General features: G+C 75.6%; 18 protein-coding genes, 1 tRNA gene and 1 pseudogene. 10 read left to right on the plus strand and 10 right to left on the minus strand.

The genetic code is table 11. The features are described from left to right. Window positions 1–13: 13 nt before the first annotated feature. Window positions 14–625 (minus strand): hypothetical protein, encoded by a 612-nt coding sequence (locus ACFO3M_RS07410; protein WP_387987933.1) that lies wholly within the window; start codon window positions 623–625, stop codon window positions 14–16. Window positions 626–726: 101 nt separating this feature from the next. After that, a complete protein-coding gene (locus ACFO3M_RS07415) occupies window positions 727–2,223 on the minus strand; it encodes an amino acid permease (RefSeq protein WP_387987934.1) in 1,497 nt (498 codons plus the stop codon). A 121-nt stretch (window positions 2,224–2,344) separates the two neighbouring features. On the opposite strand from ACFO3M_RS07415, the gene corA reads away from it, so the two are divergent. Continuing rightward, window positions 2,345–3,439: a magnesium/cobalt transporter CorA gene (corA, locus tag ACFO3M_RS07420; RefSeq protein ID WP_387987935.1), complete on the plus strand. Its 1,095-nt coding sequence runs from the start codon at window positions 2,345–2,347 to the stop codon at window positions 3,437–3,439. Window positions 3,440–3,511: 72 nt separating this feature from the next. Here corA and ACFO3M_RS07425 read toward each other — a convergent pair. Together ACFO3M_RS07425 and rsmI are read right to left on the minus strand one after the other, a co-directional pair. Further along, window positions 3,512–3,679: pseudogene (locus ACFO3M_RS07425) on the minus strand (endonuclease domain-containing protein); the annotation flags it as partial. Window positions 3,680–3,759: 80 nt separating this feature from the next. Then, window positions 3,760–4,596 carry a 16S rRNA (cytidine(1402)-2'-O)-methyltransferase gene (gene rsmI, locus ACFO3M_RS07430; RefSeq protein ID WP_387987936.1) on the minus strand — a complete coding sequence of 279 codons (837 nt, stop codon included), beginning with the start codon at window positions 4,594–4,596 and terminating at the stop codon, window positions 3,760–3,762. Between the two features lie 54 nt (window positions 4,597–4,650). Here rsmI and ACFO3M_RS07435 point away from each other — a divergent pair, with 54 nt between their 5' ends. From ACFO3M_RS07435 to ACFO3M_RS07450, 4 genes are read left to right on the plus strand one after another with little or no spacing between them, the layout of a single operon-like run. Further along, on the plus strand, window positions 4,651–6,183 hold the full coding sequence (locus tag ACFO3M_RS07435; RefSeq protein ID WP_387987937.1) for a dolichyl-phosphate-mannose--protein mannosyltransferase: 1,533 nt from the start codon (window positions 4,651–4,653) through the stop codon (window positions 6,181–6,183). A 44-nt stretch (window positions 6,184–6,227) separates the two neighbouring features. Beyond that, window positions 6,228–6,674 carry a MarR family winged helix-turn-helix transcriptional regulator gene (locus ACFO3M_RS07440; RefSeq protein ID WP_387987938.1) on the plus strand — a complete coding sequence of 149 codons (447 nt, stop codon included), beginning with the start codon at window positions 6,228–6,230 and terminating at the stop codon, window positions 6,672–6,674. Further along, complete coding sequence (locus ACFO3M_RS07445; protein WP_387987939.1) at window positions 6,671–7,960, plus strand: MFS transporter; 1,290 nt, start codon at window positions 6,671–6,673, stop codon at window positions 7,958–7,960. Before ACFO3M_RS07440 ends, ACFO3M_RS07445 begins: the two co-directional genes overlap by 4 nt. Before the next feature lie 58 nt (window positions 7,961–8,018). Further along, window positions 8,019–8,813 carry an ArsR/SmtB family transcription factor gene (locus ACFO3M_RS07450; RefSeq protein WP_387987940.1) on the plus strand — a complete coding sequence of 265 codons (795 nt, stop codon included), beginning with the start codon at window positions 8,019–8,021 and terminating at the stop codon, window positions 8,811–8,813. A 76-nt stretch (window positions 8,814–8,889) separates the two neighbouring features. On the opposite strand, the gene ACFO3M_RS07455 is transcribed toward ACFO3M_RS07450, so the two are convergent. The 5 genes from ACFO3M_RS07455 to galU form a co-directional block, all read right to left on the minus strand. Beyond that, a tRNA-Ala gene (locus tag ACFO3M_RS07455) sits at window positions 8,890–8,963 on the minus strand. Between the two features lie 73 nt (window positions 8,964–9,036). Further along, window positions 9,037–9,735: a divisome protein SepX/GlpR gene (sepX, locus tag ACFO3M_RS07460; protein ID WP_387987941.1), complete on the minus strand. Its 699-nt coding sequence runs from the start codon at window positions 9,733–9,735 to the stop codon at window positions 9,037–9,039. 189 nt (window positions 9,736–9,924) lie between these two features. Further along, on the minus strand, window positions 9,925–10,542 hold the full coding sequence (locus ACFO3M_RS07465) for a GNAT family N-acetyltransferase (protein WP_387988041.1): 618 nt from the start codon (window positions 10,540–10,542) through the stop codon (window positions 9,925–9,927). Between the two features lies 1 nt (window position 10,543). Beyond that, window positions 10,544–11,938: a molybdotransferase-like divisome protein Glp gene (glp, locus tag ACFO3M_RS07470; protein WP_387987942.1), complete on the minus strand. Its 1,395-nt coding sequence runs from the start codon at window positions 11,936–11,938 to the stop codon at window positions 10,544–10,546. 31 nt (window positions 11,939–11,969) lie between these two features. Beyond that, window positions 11,970–12,887, minus strand: a complete 918-nt coding sequence (galU, locus tag ACFO3M_RS07475) for a UTP--glucose-1-phosphate uridylyltransferase GalU (RefSeq protein ID WP_387987943.1) — start codon at window positions 12,885–12,887, stop codon at window positions 11,970–11,972. Window positions 12,888–12,944: 57 nt separating this feature from the next. On the opposite strand from galU, the gene ACFO3M_RS07480 reads away from it, so the two are divergent. The 4 genes from ACFO3M_RS07480 to ACFO3M_RS07495 are packed head-to-tail and all read left to right on the plus strand — an operon-like array spanning window position 12,945 to window position 17,662. Beyond that, complete coding sequence (locus ACFO3M_RS07480; RefSeq protein WP_387987944.1) at window positions 12,945–13,538, plus strand: 5-formyltetrahydrofolate cyclo-ligase; 594 nt, start codon at window positions 12,945–12,947, stop codon at window positions 13,536–13,538. 4 nt (window positions 13,539–13,542) lie between these two features. Further along, window positions 13,543–14,946, plus strand: coding sequence for an SLC13 family permease (locus tag ACFO3M_RS07485; RefSeq protein WP_387987945.1), 1,404 nt, complete (start codon window positions 13,543–13,545; stop codon window positions 14,944–14,946). 20 nt (window positions 14,947–14,966) lie between these two features. Beyond that, on the plus strand, window positions 14,967–16,145 hold the full coding sequence (locus ACFO3M_RS07490) for a CaiB/BaiF CoA transferase family protein (protein WP_387987946.1): 1,179 nt from the start codon (window positions 14,967–14,969) through the stop codon (window positions 16,143–16,145). After that, window positions 16,142–17,662 (plus strand): carboxyl transferase domain-containing protein, encoded by a 1,521-nt coding sequence (locus ACFO3M_RS07495; protein ID WP_387987947.1) that lies wholly within the window; start codon window positions 16,142–16,144, stop codon window positions 17,660–17,662. The genes ACFO3M_RS07490 and ACFO3M_RS07495 overlap by 4 nt, the downstream gene beginning before the upstream one ends. 190 nt (window positions 17,663–17,852) lie before the next feature. Here the strand turns inward: ACFO3M_RS07495 and ACFO3M_RS07500 are convergent, their stop codons facing one another. Beyond that, on the minus strand, window positions 17,853–18,347 hold the full coding sequence (locus ACFO3M_RS07500; protein WP_387987948.1) for a MarR family winged helix-turn-helix transcriptional regulator: 495 nt from the start codon (window positions 18,345–18,347) through the stop codon (window positions 17,853–17,855). 229 nt (window positions 18,348–18,576) lie between these two features. On the opposite strand from ACFO3M_RS07500, the gene ACFO3M_RS07505 reads away from it, so the two are divergent. Next, window positions 18,577–19,857, plus strand: a complete 1,281-nt coding sequence (locus ACFO3M_RS07505) for an aminotransferase class I/II-fold pyridoxal phosphate-dependent enzyme (RefSeq protein WP_387987949.1) — start codon at window positions 18,577–18,579, stop codon at window positions 19,855–19,857. The last annotated feature ends 102 nt before the right edge of the window (window positions 19,858–19,959 follow it).

The raw sequence follows: 19,959 nt of genomic DNA on the forward strand, positions 1-19,959 counted from the left end.
GCCACCCGCCCGGTCAGTGACCGGCCACGGTGCTCGCGGGCGGGAGCTCGCCGGCGACGGGCGTGCTCAGCGCGACGGCGCCGAGGGCGACGCCGATCACCGCGACGGTGGCCACGCGCAGCCGCGGGTGGCGCGCCGGGGCGGCCGGGCGGGTGCGCGGCGGGACCGCGGCGGCCCAGGCGAGGGTGGCCGGCGCCGAGGTGAGCAGCAGCTTGCCGACCGGCACCGCCAGCGCGAGCAGCGCGACGGCCGGCAGCGGCAGCGTCGTCGGCAGGTCGCCGACCAGCGGGGTGACCAGGCTGACGGCGAACAGGGCCGCCACGCCCACGATCTCCGCGCAGGCCAGGCCGTTCGCGAGACGCCGTCCGCCCTCGAGGGCCGCCAGGCCGCTGCCCGCGCACAGCACGATCCAGCCGGCCAGCCCGCCGAGCACCGCGACGACGACCGTCGCCGGCGGCCGCGACGCGGCGGCGAACAGCCCGTCGAGCCCGGTCAGCCCGGCCGCGAGCAGCGCCGCGGCCTCCAGCCCGCAGACGGCGGCCAGCGCGAGCACGGCCGCCGGCCACCGCCGGGGCGCGGACGGTGCGGGTGCGGGGAGGGGTGCGTCGAGGACGCTGGTCGCCACGGGTCTGCTCCTGGCCGGGGACGTCGGTCACCGGTCAGGTCGTCCCGCGCGGGCCGGCGCAGGAGGGACGGCGGAGCTCTCCTCACCCCCCGGGGTGAGCGTCAGAGGCGCTTGCCGGTCCCCGCCCGTGCCGAGCCGGTGGCGAAGCGGCTGCGCTGCCGTCCGTAGACGAAGTACATGACGACGCCGACGGCCATCCACACGAGGAACCGCAGCCAGGTCTCGGTGGGCAGGTTGGCCATGAGCCACAGGCTGGCCAGCGCCGAGACGATCGGCAGCAGCGGCACCAGGGGCACGCGGAACGAGCGGGGCAGCTCCGGGCGGGTGCGCCGCAGGATCCACACGCCGATGGAGACGAGGAAGAAGGCGAACAGGGTCCCGATGTTCACCAGCTCGGCCAGCTCGGAGAGCGGCACCAGTCCGGCCAGGACGGCGACGACGATCCCGGTGCCGATGGTGATCTTGTAGGGCGTGCCGTACCGCGGGTGCACGGTCCCGATCGACCGCGGCAGCAGCGCGTCGCGGCTCATCGCGAACAGCACCCGCGACTGGCCGAGCATCAGGATCATCACCACGGACGTCAGCCCGGCGAGCGCACCCAGCGAGATGATGCTGGAGAAGAAGGTGAGCCCGTTCGCGGCGAACGCCCCGGCGAGCGGCGCGCTCTCGCTGAGCTCCGTGTAGTTCTGCATGCCGACGACCACCAGCGACACGGCGACGTAGAGCAGCGTGCAGATGGCCAGCGAGCCGATGATGCCGCGGGGCAGGTCGCGCGCCGGGTTGCGGGTCTCCTCGGCGGCGGTGGCCACGATGTCGAAGCCGATGAAGGCGAAGAACACGATGGCCGCGCCGGCCAGGACGCCGCCCCAGCCGAAGGTGCCCTGGCTGAAGCCGGTGAGCACCGAGATCAGCGGGGTGTCCAGCCAGCTCTCGCCGCCGTCGGCCGCGTTCTCGGCGGGCGGCACGAACGGCGAGTAGTTGTCGGCGACGAGGTAGAACGCGCCGACCACGATCACCAGCAGGACGACGGCCAGCTTGATGGCCACGATCACCGCGGTGACCCGCGAGGACAGCTTGATGCCGAGCACCAGGACGGCGGTCATCGCCAGCACGATCACGATCGCCGGGACGTTGAACGACGCCGTCTCCCCCGCGATCGACGTCGGGAGCGCCAGGCCGACGTCGTCCAGGAGCTGGTTGAGGTACCCCGACCAGCCCACGGCGACCGTGGCCGCTCCCAGCGCCAGCTCGAGGACGAGGTCCCAGCCGATGATCCAGGCGACGAACTCGCCGAAGGTCGCGTAGGAGAAGGTGTACGCCGAGCCGGCCACCGGGACGGTGGAGGCGAACTCGGCGTAGCAGAGCGCGGCCAGCCCGCAGACGACGCCCGCGACGACGAAGGAGACCGCCACCGCGGGTCCGGCCTGGTTGCGCGCGACCACACCGGTGAGCACGAAGATACCCGTGCCGATGATCACCCCGACGCCGAAGACCGCCAGGTCCAGGCCGGAGAGGTTCTTCTTGAGCCGGTGTTCGGGTTCGTCGGTGTCGCGGATGGACTCCTCGACGGACTTGACCCGGCGCGAGTCTGCGGCCACGGCGTCCTCCTCGGGTGGTACCGGCGGCGGCCCCACGGGCAGCGTGGCACGAGGGCCGCGAGCCCGCACGCCTACGCTTCTGTCGCCCCGTCGCGGCGGCGGGACGGGAGGAGGCCCACCGGTGACCGACCAGCGGGAGGACGCCCCTCCCGGGCCGTTCGTGCCGACCACGCGGCCGCGGCCGGCCGGGGCGCCGCGGCCGGTGACGACGCGGTCGGCGGGCGTCGACGCGATCGTCGACTGCGCCGTCTACGTGCAGGGACGCCGGGAGCCGCCGGTGGACCCGATGGTGGCGCTGGAGGCCGCCGTCGAGCGGGGCGGCTTCGTCTGGCTCGGGCTGTTCGAGCCGACCGAGGCGGAGCTCGGCGCGATCGCCGAGCGCTACGGGCTGCACCCGCTCGCCGTCGAGGACGCCGTCTACGCCCACCAGCGGCCCAAGCTGGAGCGCTACGACGACGACCTGTTCATGGTGCTCAAGACGGCGCGCTACGTGGAGCACGAGCAGCTGACCGCGACCAGCGAGGTGGTCGACACCGGCGAGGTCATGGTGTTCGTCGGCCCGCGCCACGTGATCACCGTGCGGCACGGCGACCACAACGACCTGACCGAGCTGCGGCAGCGGCTGGAGGAGCAGCGCGACCTGCTGTGCCTGGGCCCGTCGGCGGTGCTGTACGCGGTGGCCGACCACGTCGTCGACACCTTCGTCGACGTCGCCGAGCAGGTGCAGGACGACGTCGACGAGCTGGAGGCGTCGGTGTTCAGCCCCGAGCGCACCGACGACATCGGCCGGCTGTACCAGCTCAAGCGCGAGCTCATGTCGCTGCGGCGGGCGGTCGGGCCGCTGGAGGTGCCGCTGCACAAGCTGGCCGAGCGGCAGGTCGAGTCGGTCCCGCAGCCGATGCGGTCCTACTTCCGCGACGTCCTCGACCACGCGATCCGGGTGCGCGACCAGGTGGCCGGGCTCGACGAGCTGCTGTCGTCGATCCTGCAGGCCTCGCTCGCGCGGACGTCGATGGCCGACAACGAGGACATGCGGAAGATCTCGGCGTGGGCGGCCATCGTGGCGGTCCCGACCGCGATCGCCGGGATCTACGGGATGAACTTCGAGCACATGCCGGAGCTGCACTGGCGCTGGGGCTACGCGATGGTCTGGCTGGTCATCCTCGTGACCTGCTCCCTGCTCTACCGCGGCTTCAAGCGCAACGGCTGGCTCTAGCGCTCCTGGTCGCGCCGGGTGCACACGGCGCGGGAACGACCGCGCCGGGAGCGCGTCGTGTGCACGTCCTGCTCATCGCCGCAGCGCCGCCCGGATCGTCGCGAGCAGCCGGACGGGATCCCGCAGGTCGGCCGCGGTCACGAAGACGACGGTCCACCCCGCTGCCTGCAGGGCGTTGAGCCGCCGCCGGTCGCGGGCGAACCGGCCGGGCTCGGCGTGCCACGCGCCGTCGTACTCGACCGCGACCCGCGGTGCCGGCCAGGCGAGGTGCCTGGGCGCCTCAGGACCCGCGGTGTGTGCACACGGCGCGGGTCAGCCCGTCAGGGCTTGGCGGCGACGACGGCGTCGTAGACGGTGCGGCGGGGCAGGCCGGTGCGGGTGACGACGGCGCGGATGGCGTCCTTGCGGGTGGCGCCCGCGGCCTCCTCCCCCGCCACCAGCGCGGCCAGCTCGGCGGGCGACAGCGACACCGGCTCCGGCGTGGCTCCCGCGACGACGAGGGTGATCTCCCCGCGCACGCCGTCGGCGGCCCACTCCGCCAGCGCGGACAGCGGCCCGCGCCGGACCTCCTCGTGCGTCTTGGTCAGCTCCCGGCACACCGCGGCCGGCCGGGAGTCGCCGAACGCGGCCGCGCAGTCGGTCAGCGCCTCGGCCAGCCGGTGCGGAGACTCGAAGAAGACCATCGTGCGGCGCTCGTCGGCCAGCGAGGCCAGGCGCGACCGCCGCTCCCCCGCCTTCCGCGGCAGGAACCCCTCGAAGCAGAACCGGTCGACCGGCAACCCCGACACGGCCAGCGCCGTCGTCACCGCGGACGGCCCGGGCACCGAGGTGACCTCCACGCCGGCGTCGATCGCGGCCCGCACCAGCGTGTACCCGGGGTCGGAGACCGAGGGCATGCCGGCGTCGGTGAGCAGCAGGACGGTCGCGCCGTCGGCGAGCGCCGCCATGAGCCCGGGCAGCCGCTGGCGCTCCACCGACTCGTGGAAGGTGACCACCCGGCCGGTGAGCGTGACCTCGAGGTCGGTGGCCAGCCGGTGCAGCCGGCGGGTGTCCTCGACGGCGAGCACGTCGGCCTCGGCCATGACCCGCCGCAGCCGCGGGCCGACGTCGCCGGGCTGGCCGAGGGGCGCACCACCGAGCACGAGCCGTCCGGTCACGACGACGAGCCTGTCACGCCGGGGCGCACCGCCGTCCCACATACCCTGAGGCGCATGGCGGTCCTGGCTCCCGAGCGCACGGGCGCCGGGGACCCGCCGGACGACGTCCCCGCCCGTCCCGCGCGCCGCTGGCCGGCACCCCGGCCGCGGGTGGACCGCGTCCCGCCGCTGCCCGGCGACCGGCTGCTGTCGTGGGTCCTGGCCGCGGTGCTCGGCGTCGCGACGCTGGTCAGCCGGCTGGTCGGCATCAGCTACCCCGACACGCTGCTGTTCGACGAGGCCTACTACCCGCCCGAGGCGCACGACCTGCTGGTCTGGGGCCACGAGTACAACCGCGGCTACACGTTCATCGTCCACCCGCCGCTGGGCAAGTGGCTGATCGCCGCCGGCGAGCAGGTGTTCGGCTACACGAGCCTGGGCTGGCGGTTCCCCTCGGCGGTGGCAGGCGCGCTCGCCGTCGTCCTGCTCACCCGGCTGGCCCGGCGGCTGACCGGCTCCACGCTGCTCGGCCTGGTCGCCGGGCTGCTGCTGGCGCTGGACGGCTTCGCGTTCACCGTCTCCCGCATCGGCCTGCTCGACGTCTTCCTGCAGGTGCTCGTGCTGGCCGCGGTCGCCTGCCTGGTGGTCGACCGCGAGCGGGTGCGCGCCCGGGTCGCCGGTTCGCGGCCGGTCCCGGCCACCGGGTTCCGCCTCGGTCCGCGAGGCTGGCGGATCGCGGCCGGGTTCCTCTTCGGCTGCGCCTGCTCGGTGAAGTGGAGCGGCATCTGGTTCCTGGCGTTCTGCGCCGTGCTGTCGCTGTGGTGGGACCGGCAGGCGTGGCGGGAGGCCGGGGTCCCGAGGCCGACGGCGACGGCGCTGCGCCGCGGCCTGCCCGGCGCGACCTGGGCGCTGGCCGCCGTCCCGGTGCTCACCTACGTCGCGAGCTTCGCCGGGTGGTTCCTCGGCGAGACGGCGCAGGGGCGCTGGTGGGCGCAGCGCAACCCGGAGACTGCGTTCCCGTGGATCCCCGACGTGCTGCGCTCCTGGTGGCACATGCACGCCGAGTGGTGGACCTTCCACAACGGCCTGTCCACGCCGCACCCGTGGGAGTCGGGCCCCTGGACCTGGCTGGTGAACGGCCGGCCGATCCTGCTGTGGAACCCGCAGGGCCTCACCGACGCCGCGGGCGACCAGGTGGTCCGCTACATCCTCATGGTCGGGACGCCGACGCTGTGGCTGGCGTTCGCGCCAGCGCTGGCCTGGACGCTCTGGCGGGTCGTCGCCCGCCGCGACCCGGCCGCGCTGCTGGTCGCCGTCACGGTCGCCGCCGGCTGGGGCACCTGGTTCCTCAACCCCGAGCGCACGATGTTCGTCTTCTACATGGCGCCGGTGCTGCCGTTCTTCGTGCTGGCCGTGACCCTGGTGCTGCAGGACGTCCTCGGCCGCCCGGGCGCCCCGGAGTGGCGGCGCAGCGCCGGTCTGGCCGCGGTCAGCGGCTACGTCGCCGTGGTGGCCGGCACCTTCGTCTTCTTCTACCCGGTGCTCACCGGGCGCCCGCTGTCGCACGCCGACTGGCTGCTGCGGATGTGGTTCCCGTCGTGGTTCTGAGGTGCCCGCACCGCGACAGATAGTTGGGGCGTACAACTGAACGCGTGAGCGCCCCGACCCTCGACGACCGGCTCGCCGACGTCGTCCTGCGGCTCGGCGTCCTCACCGACCCCGACGACGGCCTGTCCCGCACCGCCGCGGCGGCGCTGTCGCGCCTCGAGCGCCGGGGCCCCACCCGGGTCACCGAGCCCGCCGCCGCCGAGGGCGTCACCCAGCCCTCGATGAGCGCCCTCGCCGCGCGCCCGGCCGCGCAGGGCCTGGTGCGCCGCGGCGGTGACCCCGCCGACGCACGGGTCGTCCTGCTCGGCCTCACCGCCGAGGGTGCCCACCGCCTGGCGCAGCGCCGTGCCCGGCGGGCCCGTCGCGTGGACGCCGCCCTGGCCGCCCTCTCCCCCGACGAGGTCCGCCGCGTCGCCGACGCGCTGCCGGCCCTCGACCGTCTCGCCGGAGCACTGCGCCGGCACGAACCCACCCCGGAGGTGACCCGGTGAGCTCCGCCGCCGGATCCAGCACCTGGAGGCAGCCGAAGGCGGTCTACGCCGTCGCCTCCGCCTGCGTCGTGAGCTTCATGGGCATCGGCCTGGTCGACCCGATCCTGCCGGCGCTGTCCGAGCAGCTCGACGCGACGCCGAGCCAGGTCAGCCTGCTGTTCACCAGCTACCTGGTGGTGACCGCGGTGGCCATGCTCGGCACCGGCTGGGTGTCCAGCCGGATCGGCGCCAAGAGGACGCTGATCACCGGCCTCGCGATCATCGTGGTCTTCGCGGCCCTGGCCGGGCTGTCGGACTCCATCGACGGGATCGTCGGCTTCCGCGCCGGCTGGGGCCTGGGCAACGCCCTGTTCATCGCCACCTCGCTGGCGGTCATCGTCGCCTCGGCCACCGGCGGCTTCGCCGGCGCGATCGTGCTCTACGAGGCGGCGCTCGGCCTCGGCATCGCGGCCGGCCCGCTCGTCGGCGGGCTGCTCGGGAACGTGAGCTGGCGCGGTCCGTTCTTCGGCGTCGCCGTCCTCATGGCGGTCGCCCTGCTGGCCACCGTCGTGCTGCTCGACGAGACGCCGGGGCCCGCGCGGCGGACCCCGCTGTCCGCGCCGCTCAGGGCGCTGCGGCACCGCAGCCTGCTGACCATGAGCCTCACCGCGGTGCTCTACAACTGGGGCTTCTTCACGATGCTGGGCTACGCGCCCTACCCGATGGAGCTCGGCGCCATCGACCTGGGCAGGGTGTTCTTCGCCTGGGGCTCGCTCGTCGCGCTGTTCTCCGTGGTGGCCGCCCCCAGGCTGCAGGCCCGCTTCGGGACCGCCCCCTCGCTCTACGGCGCGCTGGGCTCCTTCGCCGTCCTGCTCCTGCTCATCGGCCTGTCCACCGACGTCCGCTGGGCGCTGATCACCTGCGTGATCGCCTCGGGCGCGGTCGTCGGCATCAACAACACACTGACCACCCAGGCGGTCATGCTCGTGGCGCCCGTGGAGCGGCCGGTCGCCTCGGCCGCCTACGGCTTCGTGCGGTTCATCGGCGGCGGGCTCGCCCCCTTCGTCGCCGGCGAGATGGTCGACGCCTGGGACATCCACGTGCCGTTCCTCGTCGGCGCGGGTGCCGTGGCCCTCGGCGTCGGCGTCCTGGCCACCGGCCACCGGATGCTGGCCGCCGCCGACGCCGGCCCGGTCGGGGACGCGCACGGCCCGGTCGACGACGTCGCCGGCGAGCTGGCCGACGAGTTCGGCGGCGCCCCGGCCGCGGTCGAACGCGAGGTCACCGCGGAGCGGGCCCGCGCCTGAGCGCCCCGGCGTCCGTGCGCGTTGACACGTGCAGGTAGATGCCTGCACGATCGGCGGCGTGCAGCCCGGAGGCGAGGACGCCGTCTTCAAGGCGCTGGCCGACCGCACCCGGCGACTCCTGCTGGACCGCCTGCGGGAGCGTGACGGGCAGACGCTCGGCGAGCTGTGCGCGGGCACCGGCATGGCGCGCCAGTCGGCCACGCAGCACCTCGACGTCCTCGTCTCCGCGGGGCTGGTCACCGCCGTCCGCCGCGGCCGGGAGCGGCTGCACTTCCTCAACCCGGTCCCGATCGCCGAGATCGAGCGGCGGTGGATCGCGGCTTTCGACCGGCCGCGCCTGCAGGCGCTGTCCGCCATCCGCACCGCAGCAGAGGAGCACGCCATGAGCGAGCGGGTCCCCACCTACGTCTACGTCACGTACGTCCGCGCCTCGGCCGCGCAGGTCTGGCGCGCCCTGACCGACGCCGACCTCACGGCCCGCTTCTGGGGCCACGCGAACGTCTCGGACTGGCAGCCCGGCTCGCGCTGGGAGCACCGGCGCACCGACGGATCGGGGATCGCCGACGCCGGCGGCCGGGTGCTCGAGACCGATCCCCCGCGGCGCCTGGTGATGACCTTCGGGGAGGCCGACGGGGTGGAGCCGCCGGGCGGGGACTCGGTCGTGACGTTCCTCGTCGAGGAGCACGGCGGCATCGTCCGGCTGACGGTGACGCACGAGAACCTCGCCGGGGAGACCGAGCTGGGCCAGGTCTCCCAGGGCTGGCCGGCCGTGTGCGCCAACCTCAAGTCGCTGCTGGAGACCGGCGAGGTGCTGCCCGAGGCGCCGTGGGAGATGGCGCCGACGCCCGCCTGACCGTCGTCCGGGTCCCGGAACGGCGGACGCCGCCGGGGCGGGTGCCCCGACGGCGTCGGCGGTGGTGCGGTCTGGGTGGAGCTGAGGGGATTTGAACCCCTGACCCCCTCGATGCGAACGAGGTGCGCTACCGGACTGCGCTACAGCCCCTGACTGCGGGCCCAAGACTACCGCCCGCGACCCCGGGCGCCACCAGCGGGGTGGCACCCGGGGGGTCGGCGCCTCAGCCGTTGACCACGCGCGGCTGGTACAGGTCGATGTCGGCGAAGCCGATGTCGTCGTCGTCCAGGCCGACGACGGCGCTGTCCTGCCAGCCGGCCGGCACCGGGCGGGCGGCCACCACGCGGGCCGGGCGCAGCGGGTGCACCGGCGCGAGCGGCAGGCTCGGGTGCGGCAGGCCGACCGTCGGGTGCAGCGGCTCGTCGGCCAGCACCGGCTCGGCGACCAGCGGCTCGACCACCCGGGGCGCCGGCTTCGGCGCGGGCCGGGGGGCCGGCCGCGCGGCCGAGCGGGCGGCGGTGCGCGCGGCCCGGCGGGCGGCGGCCCGCTCCCGGCGCACGGTGGCGCGCAGCACCACGAGGTAGCCGACCAGCGCGACGTCGAGCACCCCCTGGGCCACCCACAGCCACGGGGTGAGGGTCAGCGCGCCGACCAGCGCCAGCAGCGTCAGCGCCAGCAGCCCGGCCAGCGTGCGCCGCCGCACGGCGTGCACGTCGATCCGCAGCTCGCCGGTCTGCCGCAGCAGGTCGCGGTCCACCGCGACCCGCTCGGTCTCCGCCGAGCGGACCGGGTCACCCACGCGCCGGCGCTGCAGCGTCCGGCCCCGGGTGACCTCCGCGCGCGTCGCCGAGGAGTCGCCGCGGGTCACCACCATCGGCACCAGCACGACGAACCACAGCACGACCAGCGCGGCGAGAAGCACGCCTGACCCCATCGAGAACACCACCCGTCACACGAGTCACTTGCCGCGGCAGGTTATGCACGCGAATCCCCAGCTAGAGGGAGGTTCCTGGGCGTGTCGCGCGAGTGGTCGTGTGACGGAAGGGATTCGCCAAGCGGCGCGTCGATTCGTAGTCGACTGCTCACGAAGCGTGAATGGAATGTCGACGCGTCAGCGAGGTGAGCGAGAGGCCCAGAGCCCGAGCACGCCCTGCGGCACGTCCTCGACCAGCAGCGCGTACGCGAGGTGGTCGCGCCAGTCGCCGTCGATGTCGAGGTACCGGCGCAGCAGCCCCTCCCGGCGGAACCCCAGCCGCTCGACCAGCCGCTGGCTCGGCCCGTTCTCCGGGCGGATGTCGGCCTGCAGCCGGTGCAGCCCGCCGGGGCCGAACGCGTGGTCGCAGACCAGCGCCACGGCGAGCGAGGCCATGCCCCGCCCGGCCACCTCCCGGTCGATCCAGTAGCCCAGCGACCCCGACCGCAGCGCGCCGCGCACGACGTTGTCCACCGTGACCTGCCCGGCCAGCCGCCCGTCCACCCGGACGGCGAACGGCATCGCCGCCCCGGCCCGGGCGCGGTGGGCGACCGAGCGGCGCATCGCGCGGTAGGCCGCCGGGGTGTGCCGCACCGACCAGGCCACCCCCGCCGAGGGCTCCCAGGGCCGCAGCCAGGACTCGTTGGCCAGCCGCAGCCGGCTCCACTCGGCGGCGTCGCCGCGGCGGAGCGGGTGGAGCTCGACCGGGCCGTGGACGAGGCGGGCGGGCCAGCCCGGGTGCTGCGCCGGGTCCAGCTCAGCCGCCCAGCAGCAGCGGCATGACCGTCACGAGCCCGCCCTCGGCGACCTCGGTGACGTCCTCGTCGACGACGACGAGGCAGTTGGCCCGCGCCATCCGGGCGAGCATCGCCTCGTCGCCGTCGCCGAGCGGCTCGACGACGTAGCCGCCGTCGGGGTGGCGCATCACCTGGCCGTGCAGGTACTGCCGGTAGCCCAGCAGCGAGACCAGCCGCTCGGCCGAGATCGCCTGCACGGTGCGGCGGAACAGCTGCCGCTTGCCCAGCATCGAGCGGATCGCCGGGCGCACGAAGACCTCGAAGGACACCAGCGCGGCCACCGGCTCGCCGGGCACGCAGATGACCGGGACCTCGTCCCGGCCCAGCCGGCCGAAGCCCTGCACCGGTCCCGGGTGCATCGTCACCTGACGGAAGCGCATCGGGCCCAGCTCCGCGAGGACCTCCTGCACCAGGTCGCCCTCGGCGGCGAAGGTGCCGGCGATGAGCACCAGGTCGCTGCGCAGCAGCTGGCTCTCGAGCACCTCGGTCAGCCGGCGCCGGTCGGTGGGCAGGATCCCCCAGCGGTAGGCGGCCGCCCCGGCGTCGCGGGCGGCCGCGGCCAGGGCGTAGGTGTTGACGTCGACCACCTGACCGGGCGTGGGCTGGGCGGTGATGTCGACCAGCTCGCTGCCGGCGGACAGGACGGCGACCCGCGGCCGGGGCCGGACCTGCACCCGGTCGCGCCCGACGGCGGCGAGCAGGCTGATCTGCGCCGGGCCGATCGGTGTGCCGGTGCGGACGGCGACGGTGCCGGGCGAGACGTCGTCGCCGGCCCGCCGGACGTAGCTGCCGGCCTCGGGCGCGCCGTGCACCTGCACCCGGACCAGCCCGCCGTCGGTCCACACGGCCGGGACGACGACGTCGGCACCGGTGGGCAGCATCGCGCCGACGCCCACCTTCTGCGCCAGCCCCGGCGCGAGCGCGGTCGGGCCCGCGGCGCCGGCGACGGTCTCCCCCACCACGGCCAGCTCCACCGGCACGTCCGGGGTGGCCGCGGCGACGTCCTCGGCCCGGACGGCGTAGCCGTCGAGCGCGGCCTGGTCGAAGGCGGGCAGCGCGCGGGCGCTGACCACCTCCTCGGCGCAGAGCAGGCCCTGGGCGTCGAGGACGGCCAGCTCGATCGGCTCCGGCTGCGGCACCGCGGCGAGGATCTCGTCCAGGTGCGTCTCGACGGTGCGCAGCGCCGGCGTCTCGGGCTCGGCGGCCGCCGGCGGGGCCGGGAGCGCCGCGTCGGGGCCGATCGCGGCGGTGGTGTGCACCGGCAACCGCGAGGACGTCGGCGGGTCGAGGGTGGCCCCGCTGCGGAGGTCCAGCGCCGTGGTGTCCCGCGCCCCGGGCGTGCCGTTCTCGCTCATCGCTGTGATCGTCCCCCCTGCGGGGAGCGGGTCAGGCCTGCGACGCGCCCTCGGCGGGCAGGTCGGCGACGAACTCGGTCAGCCAGGAGCGCAGCGCGGGGCCGAGGTCCTCGCGCTCGGCGGCCAGCCGGATGACCGCCTTGAGGTAGTCGAGCTTGTCGCCGGTGTCGTAGCGGCGGCCGTCAAAGACCACGCCGTGCAGCGGCTCGCCGCGCTCGACCAGCGTGGCCAGCGCGTCGGTCAGCTGGATCTCCCCGCCGCGGCCGGGCGCGGTCTCGCGCAGCACCTCGAACACCTCGGGGGCGAGCACGTAGCGGCCGATGATCGCCAGGCTGCTCGGCGCCTCGTCGACCGGCGGCTTCTCCACCAGGCCGGTCACCGTCACCACGCCGTCGGACGAGCCCGGCTCGACCGCGACCGCGCCGTACTTGTCGATGTTCTCCCGGCCGACGTCGAGCAGGGCGATCACCGAGCCGCCGTGCTCGGCCTGGACGGCGAGCATCTGCTCGAGCAGGTGGTCGCGGGCGTCGATCAGGTCGTCGCCGAGCAGGACGGCGAAGGGCTCGTCGCCGACGAAGGCGGCCGCCTGGAGCACCGCGTGGCCCAGCCCGCGCGCCTCGCCCTGCCGGACGAAGTGCACCTGGGCGACCTCGGTGGACTCGTGGACGGCGGCCAGCCGGTCGGCGTCGCCCTTCTTCTCCAGCGCGGTCTCGAGCTCGGGGGTGCGGTCGAAGAAGTCCTCGATCGCCGCCTTGTTGCGGCCGGTGACCATGAGCACCTCGGCGAGGCCGGCCCGGGCGGCCTCCTCGACGATGTACTGCAGCGCCGGCCGGTCAACGACGGGCAGCAGCTCCTTGGGCACCGCCTTGGTGGCGGGGAGGAACCTGGTCCCCATCCCCGCGACGGGGATGACGGCCTTGCGCGCCGGACGCGGCGTCGGGGTCGACATGGGGTGGGAGCCTATCCAGCCGGCCGCGGCCCGGTCCCCCGCCTCTAACCTTCGCGGGTGACCTCCGCGCAGGACGGCGACGCGACCAACGCCGCGCTGCGCGCGGCGGTCGCCGCCCGCCGCCGGGCCCGTCCCGCCGCGGAGCGCGCCGGCGCCGCCGCGGCCGCCGCCGCGGCGCACGCCCAGCGCCTGGCCGGGGTCCGGCTGCTGGCCGCCTTCGTGCCCGACGAGACCGAGCCCGGCCACGGGCGGCTGCCCGCGGTGTTCACCCAGCTCGGGACCCGGGTGCTCCTGCCGGTGGTCCCGGACAGCGGCGCCGAGCTGCGCTGGGCGGTCGACACCGGCCGGCTGGCGCCGGGCCGCTTCGGGCTGCTGGAGCCGGTGGGCCCGCGGCTGGGGCCGACGGCGCTGGGGACGGCGGAGGTGGTCGTCGTCCCGGCCCTGGCGGTGGACCGCACCGGCGTGCGGCTGGGCCGGGGCGGCGGCTACTACGACCGCGCGCTGCAGCACGCCCGCCCCGGCGCGGTCGTCGCGGCGCTGGTCTTCGACGACGAGCTGGTCGACCGGCTGCCGGCCCTGGAGCACGACCGCCCGGTGACCGCCGTCGTCACCCCCTCCGGCGGCTGGCAGGAGATACCGGCCGGTAGGTGACACGGTGGGTCGACCCGTCAGCGCCGACGTCGAGGAGCTCCCCGTGTCCCCGGAGGTCGTCACGATCCTGGCGCTGGTCGCCATCTTCGCGATCGCCACGTTCCTGCCCATCAACATGGGGGCGCTGGCGTTCGTCGCGGCCTTCCTCGTGGGCACGCTGTCGGTCGGGCTGACCACCGACGACATCCTCGCCGGCTTCCCGGCCGAGCTCGTCGTCACGCTGATCGGCGTCACCTACCTGTTCGCGATCGCGCAGAACAACGGCACGGTCGACCTGCTGGTGCGCGGGGCCGTGCGGCTGGTCGGCGGCTACGTGGCGGCGATCCCGTGGATCATGTTCGCCGTCACCGCGCTGCTCACCGCGATCGGCGCGCTCTCCCCCGCCGCGGTGGCGATCGTCGCCCCGATCGCGCTGGGGTTCGCCTCGCGCTACGACATCAACCCGCTGCTCATGGGGATGATGGTCGTCCACGGCGCGCAGGGCGGCGGCTTCTCGCCGATCAGCGTCTACGGCGTCACCGTCAACGAGATCGTCGACGCCGAGGGGCTGCCCTCCAGCCCCGGCGCAGTCTTCCTGGGCAGCCTGTTCTTCAACCTCGCGATCGGCGTGGTGCTCTTCCTCGTGTTCGGCGGGCGCCGGCTGCTCGGCCGCCGGGTGGGTACGGCGGTGCCCACGCACGCCGAGCGCGCCGAGGAGCCGGTGGCCAGCGGGCACGGCGCTCCCCCCGGCCCCGCCGTCGGCCCCGACACCACCGGCGGCGGCGACGGCACCGGCGAGGGTCCGGACGACGGCGCGACCGCACCGCAGCCGGTCACCTTCGACCAGGTGCTCACGCTGGTCGGGCTGGTGACCGTCGCCGTCCTCGCGCTGGTGTTCGACCTCGACATCGGCTTCGTGTCGATCACCGTGGCCACCGTGCTCGCGCTGTTCGCCGCCGCCCGGCACAAGGGCGCGGTCAGCCAGATCAGCTGGTCGACGGTGCTGCTGATCGCCGGCGTGCTCACCTTTGTGTTCGTGCTGCAGGAGGCCGGCACGATCGACTACGTCGGCGAGGCCGTCATCGGCCTCGGGATCCCGCTGCTGATCGCGCTGCTGCTCTGCTACATCGGAGGGGTGGTGTCGGCGTTCGCGTCGTCGACCGCGATCATCGGCGTCGCCATCGCACTGGCGGTGCCGTTCCTGCAGTCGGGGGACATCGGCGCCGTCGGGGTCGTGGTGGCGTTGTCCGTGTCGTCGACGATCGTCGACGTCAGCCCGTTCTCGACCAACGGCGCGCTGGTCCTGGCCAACGCGCAGGGGGTGGACCGGGACCGCTTCTACAAGCAGATGCTGGCCTACGCCGGGATCGTCGTGGCCGCCGGGCCGTTCCTCGCCTGGCTGGTCTTCGTGGTCCCCGGCTGGCTCTAAACCCCGACGGGAGAGGGCTCGTGACCGGACCACTGGACGGCGTGCTCGTCGTCGACCTGACGCGCGCGCTGGCCGGGCCGCACGCCGCGATGATGCTCGGCGACCTCGGCGCCCGGGTGATCAAGGTGGAGAACCCCGGCGGCGGAGACGACACCCGCGGGTGGGGGCCGCCGTTCGTGCAGCCCGAGGCCGGCGACCGGGAGTCGACGTACTTCCTGTCGGCCAACCGCAACAAGGAGTCGGTGACCCTCGACCTGAAGGACGAGGGCGACAAGGAGCTGCTGCGCGAGCTCGTCCGCCGGGCCGACGTGCTGATGGAGAACTTCCGCCCCGGCACGCTCGAGCGCCTCGGCTTCGGCACCGCCGTGCTCGCCGAGCTCAACCCGCGGCTGGTCACCCTGTCGATCTCGGGCTTCGGCCACGACGGCCCCGAGGGCGGCCGCGCCGGCTACGACCAGATCGCGCAGGGCGAGGCCGGGCTGATGTCGCTGACCGGCCCCGGCCCGGACGACCCGCAGCGCGTCGGCGTCCCGATCGGCGACCTGCTGGCCGGCATGTACGGCGCCTACGGCGTGCTCGCCGCGCTGCACGAGCGGGAGCGGACCGGCCGCGGCCAGGTGGTGCGCACGTCGCTGCTGGCCGCCGTCGTCGGCGTGCACGCCTTCCAGGGGACGGCGTGGACGGTGGGCGGGCAGGTCGGCCGCGCGCAGGGCAACCACCACCCCTCGATCGCCCCGTACGGCCTGTTCCACTGCAAGGGCGGCAGCGTGCAGCTGTCCTGCGGGTCGGAGTCGCTGTGGCGGCGGCTGTGCGCCGAGTTCGACCTGGACCCCGAGGCGCCGGGCCTGGCCACCAACGGCGAGCGGGTGGGCAACCGGCAGCAGGTCATCGAGCTGCTCGAGCGCGCCTTCGCCGACGTCGACGCCGAGACGCTGCTGGCCCGGCTGGCCGCCGCCGGCGTCCCGGCGGGCAAGGTGCGCACGATCGACGAGGTCTACGGCTGGGAACAGACCCTCTCGCAGGGCCTGCTGGTCGACGTCGAGCACGCCACCCTCGGCCGGCTGCAGCTGCCCGGCCCGCCGCTGCGCTTCTTCGCCGCGGGTCCCGACGGCGAGACCGAGACCACCCGCCGCGACCACGCCGCTCCCCCGGTGCTCGGCGGGTCGGACGAGGCGGTCCGCGCCTGGCTGGCGCAGTGACGCGGAGGCTGGACGCCCGCTCCCTGCGCGACCTGGTCCTCGACCCCGGCTCCTGGACGAGCTGGGACGCGCCGATCGGCCCCCGCGACGTCGACCCGCAGTACGCCGCCGAGCTGCGCGCCGCGGCCGAGCGCAGCCGCCAGGACGAGGCCGTCGTCACCGGCGAGGGCCGGCTGCGCGGCCGGCGGGTGGCCGTCCTCGCCGGGGAGTTCGCCTTCCTCGCCGGCTCGATCGGGGTGGCCACGGCCGAGCGGCTGGTCGCCGGGATCGAGCGGGCCACCGAGGAGGGCCTGCCGCTGCTGGCCGCGCCGGTGTCCGGCGGCACCCGGATGCAGGAGGGCACGGTCGCGTTCCTGCAGATGGTCGGCATCACCGCGGCGATCGCCCGGCACAAGGCCGCGGGCCTGCCCTACCTGGTCTACCTGCGCGACCCCACCTTCGGCGGGGTGCTCGCCTCGTGGGGGTCGCTCGGGCACGTGACCATCGCCGAGCCCGGCGCGGCGGTCGGCTTCCTCGGCCCGCGGGTGTACGAGGCGCTCTACGGCGAGCCGTTCCCGTCGGGCGTGCAGACCGCCGACCACCTCGCCCGGCGCGGGCTCATCGACGCCGTCGTGCCGCACGAGGACGTCGCCGACCTCGCCGACCGGGCGCTGTCGGTGCTGTCGGCCCGGCGCACCTGGCACGCCGACGTCCGCGACGCCGAGCGCCCGACACCGGAGGACGGCACCGAGGACGACGACCCGGAGGACGGCCGCAGCGCGTGGGACGTCGTCACCGCGTCCCGGCGGCCCGACCGGCCGGGCGTGCGGCGGCTGCTGCGGACGGCGGCCACCGACGTCGTCGGGCTCTCGGGCACCGGTGCCGGCGAGAAGGACCCCGGCCTGCTGCTGGCGCTGGCCCGCTTCGGCGGCGCGCCGTGCGTCGTCCTCGGGCAGGACCGGCGCGGGCAGTCGCTGTCGGCGCCGCTGGGTCCGGCGGCGCTGCGCGAGGCCCGGCGCGGCATGCGGCTGGCCGCCGAGCTGCACCTGCCGCTGGTGACGCTCATCGACACGCCGGGCGCGGCGCTGTCGGTGGAGGCCGAGGAGGGCGGGCTGGCCGCGGAGATCGCCCGCTGCCTCGAGGACTTGGTGACGCTCAAGGCCCCGACGCTCGCGGTGCTGCTCGGCCAGGGCACCGGCGGCGGCGCGCTGGCGCTGGTGCCCGCCGACCGGGTGCTCGCCGCGGCCAACGGCTGGCTGGGCCCGCTGCCGCCGGAGGGCGCCGCGGCGATCGTGCACCGCACCGTCGACCGGGCGCCGGAGATGGCCGCCGCCCAGGGCGTGCGGGCGACCGACCTGTGGCGCGCCGGGATCGTCGACCGCGTGGTGCCCGAGCGGCCCGACGCCGCCGACGAGCCGGTCGAGTTCTGCCGCCGGCTGGGGCGGGTGCTCGGCGAGGAGCTGGCCGGGCTGCTCGGCCGCGACGACGCCGAGCGGCACCGCAGCCGCCTGCACCGCTACCGCCGGCTGGGCCGATAGGCCGCGGTGGCCTCCGGGACCAGCGCCCAGGCCGCCGCGACCAGCTTCAGGCTGCGGACCCGCTCCGCGACGCCGTGGGTGGACGCCGACAGCACCGGCTCGTCGGCGCCGGTGGCCGCGGCCGGCTCGGGGGCGCGGTCCCGGACACCACCGCGCGCAACGCCGCCGGGACCGGCCCGGCCTCCCTCGCTCAGCCGGGGGCGTCCGCGCCGTGCGGCACCCGGCGGGAGCGGTCGGGGTCGAGGTGCTCGACGACGGTCTCCAGCACCTCGCGCAGCAGCTCCGTCTGCTCGGCGGTGAGCGGGTCGAACAGCGCACCCCGGACGGCGTCCACGTGCCCGGGCGCGACGCTGCGGACGAGGTCCCAGCCGGCGTCGGTGAGCACGGCGACGTTCCCGCGGCCGTCCTCGGGCGAGCGCTCGCGGCGGACCCAGCCGCGGTCCTCCAGCCGCGCCACGGTGTGCGAGAGCCGGCTCTGCGACTGGTTGGCCCGCCGCGCGAGGTCGCTCATCCGCCGGCTGCGGCCCGGTGCCTCGGACAGCATCGCGAGCACGACGTAGGCGGCGTGCGAGAGGCCGGCGTCGCGCTGCAGCTGCGCGTCGAGCTCGCGCGGGAGCAGCTCGGCGAGGGTGAGCCAGGCACGCCAGGCCCGCTGCTGCGTGTCGTCGAGCCAGCGCGCGGTCACGGCGGCGACGGTACCGGCGCGTCGTCACCCGGATGATCCTCCCGCCACCGGATCCGGTGGTACGCACTGTGAGCGGCCGACCACCGCATGACGCCTGGCCGGGGGACGGGTGTCACCCGCCCGGACTGTGAGCTGATGCACCGTTGACGGAGAGTCACCGGCCACCGAGGGTGGGCAGCGGCCGACGGACCGGCCGGTTCCTGAACGGCACCACCTGAACGGAGACCTCGTGCCCCACGGCGAGAAGCCCGCACCGACCCCCGCGACCGGGCGGCGCGACGCCTTCGCCCCCCTGCTGGGCAACCCCCTCGCCGCCCTGCTGCGCGAGCACGACCGCGCCGGGGTGGGCACCCACGGTGTCCCGACGGCGGGCGCCCCGGAGCCGGTCACCGTCTACGACGACGGCGTCCCGCGGGTGAACCTGGGCAGCAACAACTACCTCGGCCTGGCCGGTGACCCGCGGGTCGTCGAGGCGGCCGTGGCCGCGGTCCGCCGGTTCGGCACGAGCACCTCGGGCAGCCGGGTCCTCAACGGCACCACCCGGCTGCACCTGCAGCTGGAGGAGGAGCTCGCCGACCACTACGGCGTCGAGGCGGCCGTGCTGACCTCCTCCGGGGTCAACGCCAACGTCGCGCTGCTGTCCACCGCCTGCGGTCCCGACGACGCGCTGCTGGTCGACGCGCACGCGCACGCCAGCGTGCACGCCGGGGCGGCCGCCAGCCGCGGCACCGTGACCCGGTTCCGGCACAACGACCTCGAGTCGCTGACCCGGCGGCTGGACCGGCTCGACCCGCGGGCCGGCGCGGTCGTCGTCGTCGACGGCGTGTACTCGATGACCGGCGCGACCGCGCCGCTGGCCGGCCTCGCCGACCTCTGCGCCGCGTACGGCGCGCGCCTGGTGGTCGACGAGGCGCACGGCCTCGGCGTCCTCGGCGAGCACGGCCGCGGCGCGGCCGAGCACTGCGGCGTCCTGGACCGGGTCGACGCCGTGACGCTGGCCTTCAGCAAGTCGCTGGCCAGCGTGGGCGGGGCGGTGCTGACGTCGAGGGCGGTGGCCGACGGCATCCGCGCCAGCGCCGTGCCCTACGTCTTCAGCGCCGCCAACGAGCCGGCCGGCGTCGGCGCGGCACTGGCCGCGCTGCGCATCCTCCGTGAGGAGCCCGAACGCCGGGACCGGCTGCAGGAGAACGGCGCCCGCCTGCGCGTCGAGCTCTCCGTCGCCGGCACCCCGCCCCTGCCCGGGAGCGGCGCGGTCATCGCGGTCCCGACCGGCAGCGAGGAGGCGACCGCCGCCGCGTGGCGGGCCGCCTACGAGGCGGGGGTCTACTGCAACGCCGTCGCCTATCCCGCCGTCCCGCGCGGCAAGGGGGTGCTGCGGCTGTCGGTGATGGCCACGCACACCGCCGAGCAGCTGCAGGCCGCCGCGGGCTCGGTGGCCGCCGCCGTCCGGTCCACCCGGGACGTCGGGACCGCAGGTCGGGAGCTCGGCGGGGAGCTCGCCGTCGCCTGACCCGGTCCGCCGACCGGTCGCGACGATCACCCCTACCGCTCCGGCCGCGCACCTGCCAGGGTCGTGCCCGAGGCTGCCTCCGTCGAACCAGGCGCGCGGGGC

The sequence above is a fragment of the Geodermatophilus arenarius genome, from assembly GCF_042654585.1.
Classification (GTDB): Bacteria; Actinomycetota; Actinomycetes; order Mycobacteriales; family Geodermatophilaceae; genus Geodermatophilus; species Geodermatophilus arenarius.

Bases quoted from the DNA above. Each gene is read 5' to 3' on its own strand.
- galU (WP_387987943.1), bottom strand. From the start codon at position 12,887: ATGTCGACCCCGACGCCGCGTCCGGCGCGCAAGGCCGTCATCCCCGTC.
- glp (WP_387987942.1), bottom strand. From the start codon at position 11,938: ATGAGCGAGAACGGCACGCCCGGGGCGCGGGACACCACGGCGCTGGAC.
- ACFO3M_RS07435 (WP_387987937.1), top strand. From the start codon at position 4,651: ATGGCGGTCCTGGCTCCCGAGCGCACGGGCGCCGGGGACCCGCCGGAC.